The sequence below is a fragment of the Neisseria sp. P0001.S005 genome (assembly GCF_051963715.1).
On record NZ_JBQCTZ010000396.1, the window covers coordinates 1 to 1,450 of the forward strand.

Sequence of the window (1,450 nt, forward strand, 5' to 3'; positions counted from 1 at the left end):
ATTTTTTTTTCTAAACGGCTATCCCAAACATCCAAGCAATCATAACTAACATTTTCAATATTTTCTAACGCACTTTTAGGACAGACTTCTTTTTTATGCTCTATATTTTCCTGTGCAAAACATGAACCTGCCCCTAATAGGCAAACAGAAAGAAATAATGCTTTTTTCATTTTTTAAATTCCTTAAATTTGTAATAAATTACTCTATTTCATATAGCGATACTGATCGAATTTATCATTCATAATATTTTACCTATTTTCAATAAAATGCCATTTACCATTACGCCAGCAATAATGATCCTGGGAGTATTCCATTGAATTTTTCCGATAATCAACGTAAATACAGTTTTTTTCGCTAGCATGAATTTCGCCAAGCTGGGCAATATCTTTAGTTTCCTCAAATTGTTTAGTTTCAGGATTGAACATATAAAGTTCATTACCATTAATTGCTGACGCTGCAACAGAAAAACCCTTTAAAATAATATCAGGGTACCCATCATTATTTAAGTCTTGTATTTGAACCAAATGATCTGCAGTCAGAGGGGGATGTGACATACTTTCAATAATTTGTATTTTTTTAGTTTTTTTATTTGTAATGACAGTCTGATAATCCATATCAGAAAGTGGTTTTATCTTAATTTCAAAAGAAAAATTTGCAACTGGTGGATAAACACTTTCTTTTCCAACTACGTTTCCACTTTGCACAGCGCACGCAGTAGAAAATAAAGAAAGTGCAATGAAAGGAATTGTGAATAGCTTTTTATATTGCATTGCTCCTCCTAGGGAAATGTGATTTTTTTCAAATTACATCATAACCTTAAATTAAGATATAAATCAAATATTTTTATCAAAATTTTCTAATGTTTTTATATGAAATAATTTCTGTTCCACATTACAAACAAGCTCTTTTACATCATAAGAATTTTTTAACCCACCGGTAATATCATTTAATGGATTAAAACAAGCTTCATCCTTATAAGCAGAGTACGTTTTTCTTAACTTAGAAAAATAACTTGAAGGAAATTTTTCAACTAATTTATTTTTTTTGTTTTCAATTTGTAATTTTTTGTATTTTTCATCTATTGCATTATCTAAGCTAAGAGATAAACTATACAAACATTCATTTCCAATTTTATGTAGTTGATCATATTTTTCTACATTGCATAGAGTATATGTTTTCTCATCGATTAACTTCTTAATAGTATCTTTAAAAACAGAAAGTGTTGAAAAATCCTGAGCAAAACAAGAACCAGTTCCTAATAGGCAAATAGAAAGAAATAATGCTTTTTTCATGTCAAACTCCTTAAATTTGTAATGGCTTAGCCCATTATAGCAATACCCATTTTTAAAACTCATAAATTTACATTTTATTGATCACAATATTCTAGCACCATTTTGAAAACTTAGTACTAATAAATAATTATCAATCAGATTTCAAAGATAAAATTTAA

The 1,450-nt window shown here is 27.9% G+C and carries 2 protein-coding genes; both read right to left on the minus strand.

Annotated elements, in window-relative coordinates; all coding sequences use genetic code 11:
• Positions 1–248 precede the first annotated feature (248 nt).
• Positions 249–770 (minus strand): XAC2610-related protein, encoded by a 522-nt coding sequence (locus tag ACTHSP_RS20530; RefSeq protein ID WP_440346826.1) that lies wholly within the window; start codon positions 768–770, stop codon positions 249–251.
• A gap of 63 nt (positions 771–833) precedes the next feature.
• Complete coding sequence (locus ACTHSP_RS20535; protein ID WP_440346827.1) at positions 834–1,292, minus strand: hypothetical protein; 459 nt, start codon at positions 1,290–1,292, stop codon at positions 834–836.
• Positions 1,293–1,450 lie beyond the last annotated feature (158 nt).

Coding starts and splice junctions, on each gene's coding strand:
- ACTHSP_RS20530 (WP_440346826.1), bottom strand. CDS start 770: ATGCAATATAAAAAGCTATTCACAATTCCTTTCATTGCACTTTCTTTA.
- ACTHSP_RS20535 (WP_440346827.1), bottom strand. CDS start 1,292: ATGAAAAAAGCATTATTTCTTTCTATTTGCCTATTAGGAACTGGTTCT.